This is a genomic window from Mycobacterium sp. TH-M116 (assembly GCF_057473685.1).
Genome location: NZ_JBYCLC010000199.1, coordinates 44,513 through 50,753, shown reverse-complemented (window position 1 = coordinate 50,753; position 6,241 = coordinate 44,513). Strand labels below are relative to the sequence as shown.

Below are 6,241 nucleotides of genomic sequence, written 5' to 3'. Positions count from 1 at the left end.
GGCAACGTGTTCGCCCGCCTCGAGGGCGCCGACAACGGGCGCGGAGCGCTGCTGATCCACGGGCATCTCGACGTGGTGCCCGCCGAGCCGTCCGAATGGAGCGTGCACCCGTTTTCCGGCGCCGTCGAGGGCGGCTACGTCTGGGGCCGCGGCGCGGTCGACATGAAAGACATGGTCGGGATGATGATCGTGGTGGCCCGGCAGTTGAAGCGGGCGGGCGTCGTGCCACCGCGTGATCTGGTGTTCGCCTTCGTCGCCGACGAGGAGCACGGCGGTCGCTACGGCGCGCACTGGCTGGTCGAGCACCGGCCCGACCTGTTCGACGGCGTCACCGAGGCCGTCGGCGAGGTGGGCGGCTTCTCGCTGACCGTGCCGCGCCGCGACGGCGGCGAACGTCGGCTCTACCTCGTCGAGACGGCCGAGAAGGGTCTGTCGTGGATGAGGCTGACCGCCCGGGGCCCGGCGGGGCACGGCTCCATGGTGCACCAGCAGAACGCGGTCACCGCCGTCGCCGAGGCGGTGGCCCGATTGGGCCGCCACCGGTTCCCGCTGGTGATGACCGACGCGGTCGCTCAGTTCCTGGCCGCCGTGGGGGAGGAGACCGGCATCGCGTTCGACATTGAGTCCCCCGATTTGGAGGGGACGATCGAGAAGCTGGGCCCGATGGCCCGCATGCTGAACGCGGTGCTGCGCGACACCGCTAACCCGACCATGCTCAGGGCCGGCTACAAGGCCAACGTCATCCCCGCGACCGCGGAGGCGGTGGTGGACTGCCGCATCCTGCCGGGCCGCAAAGAGGCGTTCGAGGTCGAGGTCGACGAGCTGATCGGCCCGGATGTGACGCGGGAATGGATCAGGGACCTGCCGTCCTATGAGACCACCTTCGACGGTGACCTGGTCGACGCGATGAACGCCGCGGTGTTGGCGCTCGACCCGGACGGCCGGACGGTGCCGTACATGCTTTCCGGCGGGACTGACGCGAAAGCCTTTGCGCGCCTGGGCATTCGGTGCTTCGGGTTCAGTCCGCTGCGGTTGCCGCCCGATCTTGATTTCGCCGCTTTGTTCCACGGCGTGGACGAGCGGGTACCCGTCGAGTCGCTGCGGTTCGGCACCGAGGTGCTGGGGCGCTTCCTGACCGATTGCTGACCGAGCAACATCACGCCACGAAAGGATCCTTCATGAGCTCGCCCGACCCGTACGACGCGCTGCCCACGCTGCCCACATTCACCCTGACGTCCAACTCGATCACCGATGGCGAGTCGCTGGCCACACCACAGATCAGCGGAATCATGGGTGCGGGCGGCGAGGACGTCAGCCCGCAGCTGAGCTGGTCGGGATTCCCGGCGCAGACCCGCAGCTTCGCAGTCACCGTCTACGACCCCGACGCCCCGACGCTGTCGGGATTCTGGCACTGGGCGGTGGCCAACCTGCCGGCTGACGTCACCGAGTTGCCCTCGGACGCCGGCAACGGCGCTGAGCTACCGGGAGGCGCGGTGACCCTCGTCAACGACGCCGGCATGCGCCGCTACATCGGCGCCGCGCCGCCTGCCGGCCACGGCGTGCACCGGTACTACGTCGCGGTGCACGCCGTCGACGTCGACAAGCTGGACCTCACCGAGGACGCCAGCCCGGCCTTCCTGGGGTTCAACCTCTTCCAGCACGCGATCGCGCGCGCCTACATCTACGGCACCTACGAGCAGCGGTAGGGCGGCGCCGGGCTTCTTGCCTCGACTTCTCGGCGGGCCCGACTGGAATCGAACCTACTTGCGAAGCCTGATACGCCCGCGGGTAGGCACCGGAGTCGACGGCGTTGCGGTTGGCGAGTTGTTCGTCCTGCGTTTGCCGCGACTCAGGGGAGTGTGCGCAGTGAGGGACTGACGTCTGGGATGCGACGGTTGCGCAGCCGGCGGCCGCGATACGCGTGAACCCGGCCGGTGACGTCGACCTCGGGCTGGCTTGTGATTATGATCGCGACATAGCCCGAGCGCTGCTGCCCAGCGCGGCTGGCGGACACCGAGGGCACTCTGCGTCGCGCTACAGCAGCTCCACGATGGTCGCGTTGGCCTGACCGCCACCCTCGCACATGGTCTGTAGGCCGAACCGAATCCCTTTGTCCCGCATGTGATACAGCATCGTGGTCATGATGCGCGCCCCCGACCCACCGAGAGGGTGGCCCAGCGCGATGGCGCCACCATTAGGGTTGAGACGCTTCTCGTCGGCGCCGATGTCTTTCAGCCAGGCCATCGGCACCGGAGCGAACGCTTCGTTGACCTCGAACACGCCGATATCGTCGACGCCCAGACCGGACCGCTGCAGTGCCTTCTGGGTCGCCGGGATGGGTGCGCTGAGCATGATCACCGGGTCGGCAGCGGCCAGCACCGCGGTGTGCACGCGCGCAAGTGGTTTGAGCCCCAGGGCTTTTGCCCTCTCGGCCGACATGAACAGCAGCGCGGCCGAGCCATCGCAAATCTGACTCGAGTTACCGGCGTGGATCACACCTTCCTCGGTGAACGCGGCCTTGAGCTGAGCCATCTTCTCCAGCGTGGTGCCACGGCGGATACCCTCGTCGGTGCTCACCGGGTTTCCGTCCTGGTCCTTGATCGTCACGATCTCGTCATCGAAGGCACCGGAATCCTGTGCTGTGGAGGCCTTTTCGTGAGAGTCCAGGGAAAACTGGTCCAGTGAGGTGCGGTCGAAGCCCCACCGCTGTGCGACCATCTCCGCGCCGAGGCCCTGGTTGGGGGTCTGGGTGTAGCGGGCACGGAATGCCTCCGGGTAGGGGTGCCCACCATTGGCCAGCGACGAGCCCATCGGGGTTCGCGACATCGACTCGACACCGCCGGCAACGACGATGTCGTAGTGGCCGGCCACCACGCCGGCGGCGGCAAAGTGCACCGACTGCTGGCTCGACCCGCACTGACGGTCCACGGTTACACCCGGGACGGTGTCGGGCCAGCCGGCGGTGAGCACCGCGGTACGGGCGACATCCAGGGCCTGCTCACCGGCCTGCATCACACATCCCCAGATGACGTCGTCAACGAGGACCGGATCCACACCGGCGCGCTGCACCAACCCGTTGAGTATCTGAGCCGACAGTTCGGCGGGGTGTACACCGGATAGACCGCCGTTGCGCTTACCGATCGGTGATCGCACCGCTTCGACGATGACCGCTTCGGCCATGAACTTCTCCTTCGCAGAGGTGTTGGCCTTTGCCAACGAGGTAGGTGGGGGATATGTCAGTGAACGAAGGACATCAGTTTTGCCGGATCAACCCACTGCTGATTCGTCATCACCGAACACGGCTGGTCACTACTTTCGTTCCGGCTGAGCAGCGTTGCGCCCTACTCAGGTCGGTGCGCGGTCGGGTTCTGGCTGGCTATGGCCGGGGGCCGTAGCGCTCGATGTAGGCGCGGTGGACGTGGGCGTCGCGCTTACGTATGTAGTCGTCGACGATGTCGGGATCGAAACCATGCTGGGCCAGTCGGTGGCGGCGCCACACCTTGTTGAGCGCATGCGTGAACAAGATAAACGGAAGGAAAATCGGCAGGGTCATGCTGGCGTGGACGTACAGCGTTGTCGGGATCAGCCAGAACGGGGCGAGTACCAGAAAGGCAGGAATGACGGCCCGGATCATGGTCCGCCGTGCGGCGCCTTTGCCGGTCAGGTCGTTGCGCACCCAGTCGTGCATCGAGGCGGGCAGGACCGCTCCGTAGCAGTACGCGAGGTATTGCAGGGCGGTCGGTCGACGACGCCGCGGGTCGTTACTCATCGGACTCCTGGCTGCGATGCGCCACTGCCGGTCGAGGTCTTGGCCGATCGGGCCGCGGCGCTATTCAATCAGTTTCGAATATTAGCAATCTAAAAGATACCGGGTTCGCATAGGCGGGCAACCGCGACGTTGCTCACAGTTTGCTCGAGGTTCCGCACGTGCTAGCGTCGACCAAGCACTTGCTTGGTTAGGGTGCGGGCGATTCCGCTTCAGGGGCCACCGATGAATTCGATTCTGTTGGGCGCGGTTTGGAAAGCTTGGGCCCGCCGGGAAGGATTTGGATGTGTGAGGCATACATCGTGGACGCCGTTCGCACCGCGGTCGGCAAGAAGGGCGGCGCGTTGTGCCGGGTGCATCCCGCCGATCTCGGTGCCCTGGTGATCACCCATCTGCTGGAGCGCAATCACGTCGATCCGGCAGCGATCGACGACGTGGTCTTCGGCTGCGTCGAGGCGATCGGACCGCAGGCGGGCAATATTGCGCGCACGGCATGGCTCGCCGCCGGTTTCCCCGAGCACGTCCCTGGTGTCACCGTCGATCGCCGGTGCGGCTCGAGCCAGCAGGCGCTGCACTTCGCCGCGTAAGCGGTGATGAGTGGCACCGCCGAGCTGATGGTTGCCGGTGGTGTGCAGAACATGAGCATGATCCCGATCGCCGCCGCGATGGCCGTCGGCCAGCAATTCGGGTTCCAGACCCCGTTCGAGGGTTCGGTCGGCTGGGAGCGCCGTTACAGCGACGAGGAGATTTCGCAGTTCCGCGCTGCCGAACTGATTGCTGAGAAGTGGGACATCGGCCGCGAAGAGATGCAGCGCTGGGCCCTGCAAAGTCACCAGCGCGCCCGCGCCGCGATCGACGATGGCCGCTTCGACGACGAGATCGTGCCGGTCGGTGGCTTCGTGCTGGATGAGTTCCCGCGCGAGACCAGCCTGGAGAAGATGGCGAGCCTGAACTGCCTCGTGGAGGGTGGCCGTCTGACGGCGGCGCTGGCCAGTCAGATCTGCGACGGCGCCAGCGCAACGCTGGTGGCGTCGCATGCCGCGGTGAAGGCACACGGGCTCAGGCCCCGCGCCCGGATACACCACCTGAGTGCCCGCGGCGCCGACCCGATCTTGATGCTCACCGCGCCTATCCCGGCCACCGGGTACGCGCTGGAACGAACCGGCTTGACGATGAACGACACCAGCGCGATGGCGCCGCCGTTGACGTTGACTTTGTCCATGTCGGGCTGATGTACCTGCGCCCACGACAGCGCTACCGACGCGAAGGCCTCGTTGACCTCGAACAGGTCCAGGTCGCCGATCTTCATGCCGGCCTTCTGCAGCACCCGGGTGGTGGCCTGCGCAGGGCCGTCGAGGTGGAACCGAGGTTCGGCGCCGACGAGTGCTTGGGCGACGATCCGTGCGCGCGGCCGCAGTCCGAGTGACTGGGCGCGCTCGGCGTCCATCAACAACACCGCGGCGGCGCCGTCGGAGATCTGGGAGGAGGTGCCGGCGGTGTGGATGCCACCCTCGATGATCGGCTCGAGCTTGGCCAGGGACTCTTCGGTGGTGTCGCGTAGGCCCTGGTCACGAGAAACGATGTGCGTTTCGCCGGTCTTGTTGCCCTCCGCGTCGACGACTGGGGCTTTCAGTGGGAGGACCTCGCGGTCGAAGCGGCCCTGCGCCCAGGCCTGCTTGGCCAGGGCTTGGGAGCGCACTCCGAGCACCTCGATGTCTTCGCGCGTCAGGCCGCGCCGCTCGGCGATGCGCTCGGCTGCCTCGAACTGGTTGGGCATGTCGATGTTCCAGGTCGGCGGGTGACGCGGTCCCGCCTCGGTACCTACGTTGGCGCCGAGGGGGACCTGGCTCATCGCCTCGATGCCGCACGCGACGCCGATGTGGCCTGGGCATTCGAAGGAGCAGGGCTGTTGCGGATGTAGCCGACGTAAAACGAGAACGACTTCGACATCCCGCGAGTCACGGGCGTCGCCGCAGATCCGTCGTCGCCGCCCCGGTACGGCCGCCGACCAGCGATGCGCTGGTGGCCGACGCAGGCACCCCTGATCCCGACTGTCGGCTATCTGATAAGTTCTTCAATCAATCGAAGATAAGAAATCGGAAGTCTTCAGGAGACCGGTGATGTCGGAGCCGCTGTACAAGCTCAAGGGTGAGTTGTTCAAGACGCTCGGGCATCCGGCACGCATCAGGATTCTGGAGCTGCTCGCGGTGGAGGACCGTTCGGTGGGCGAATTGTTTCCCGAGGTGGGATTGGAGTCATCCAACCTGTCTCAGCAGCTGGGGGTGTTGCGGCGGGCCGGGGTGGTCGATGCGCGCAAGGACGGCAACACGGTGATCTACTCGATCGCCTCGCGCGATATCGCCGAACTACTCGCGGTCGCGCGCAAAGTGTTGACCGGGATGCTGAGCGACCGGGTTGCGGTGCTGGAGGACTTGCGCGCCGACGGCCTGTCGGACGTCCGGTAGCGGGGTGGCC

Annotated in this window: 5 protein-coding genes and 2 pseudogenes; 4 read left to right on the top strand and 3 right to left on the bottom strand. The window is 66.5% G+C overall.

Translation table 11 applies throughout. From position 1 onward, the window contains the following. Together AC2VOK_RS10205 and AC2VOK_RS10200 are read left to right on the top strand one after the other, a co-directional pair. Positions 1–1,146, top strand: a 1,146-nt coding sequence (locus tag AC2VOK_RS10205; RefSeq protein ID WP_428900357.1) for a M20/M25/M40 family metallo-hydrolase, incomplete at its 5' end; no start/stop codon positions are given. A 32-nt stretch (positions 1,147–1,178) separates the two neighbouring features. Then, positions 1,179–1,706, top strand: coding sequence for a YbhB/YbcL family Raf kinase inhibitor-like protein (locus tag AC2VOK_RS10200; RefSeq protein WP_428900356.1), 528 nt, complete (start codon positions 1,179–1,181; stop codon positions 1,704–1,706). A 328-nt stretch (positions 1,707–2,034) separates the two neighbouring features. Here the strand turns inward: AC2VOK_RS10200 and AC2VOK_RS10195 are convergent, their stop codons facing one another. Further along, complete coding sequence (locus AC2VOK_RS10195; protein ID WP_428900355.1) at positions 2,035–3,180, bottom strand: thiolase family protein; 1,146 nt, start codon at positions 3,178–3,180, stop codon at positions 2,035–2,037. A gap of 196 nt (positions 3,181–3,376) precedes the next feature. Then, complete coding sequence (locus AC2VOK_RS10190; RefSeq protein ID WP_343709115.1) at positions 3,377–3,769, bottom strand: DUF5313 domain-containing protein; 393 nt, start codon at positions 3,767–3,769, stop codon at positions 3,377–3,379. A gap of 281 nt (positions 3,770–4,050) precedes the next feature. Between AC2VOK_RS10190 and AC2VOK_RS10185 the strand changes: the two are divergent. Then, a pseudogene (locus AC2VOK_RS10185) lies at positions 4,051–4,947 on the top strand (acetyl-CoA C-acyltransferase); the annotation flags it as partial. A gap of 2 nt (positions 4,948–4,949) precedes the next feature. Here the strand turns inward: AC2VOK_RS10185 and AC2VOK_RS10180 are convergent. After that, positions 4,950–5,645, bottom strand: a pseudogene (locus AC2VOK_RS10180) (thiolase family protein); the annotation flags it as partial. Between the two features lie 238 nt (positions 5,646–5,883). On the opposite strand from AC2VOK_RS10180, the gene AC2VOK_RS10175 reads away from it, so the two are divergent. Then, the gene (locus AC2VOK_RS10175; RefSeq protein ID WP_343709114.1) at positions 5,884–6,231 is read left to right on the top strand and encodes a lsr2/espR transcriptional regulator; all 348 of its coding nucleotides are present in this window, start codon (positions 5,884–5,886) and stop codon (positions 6,229–6,231) included. Positions 6,232–6,241 lie beyond the last annotated feature (10 nt).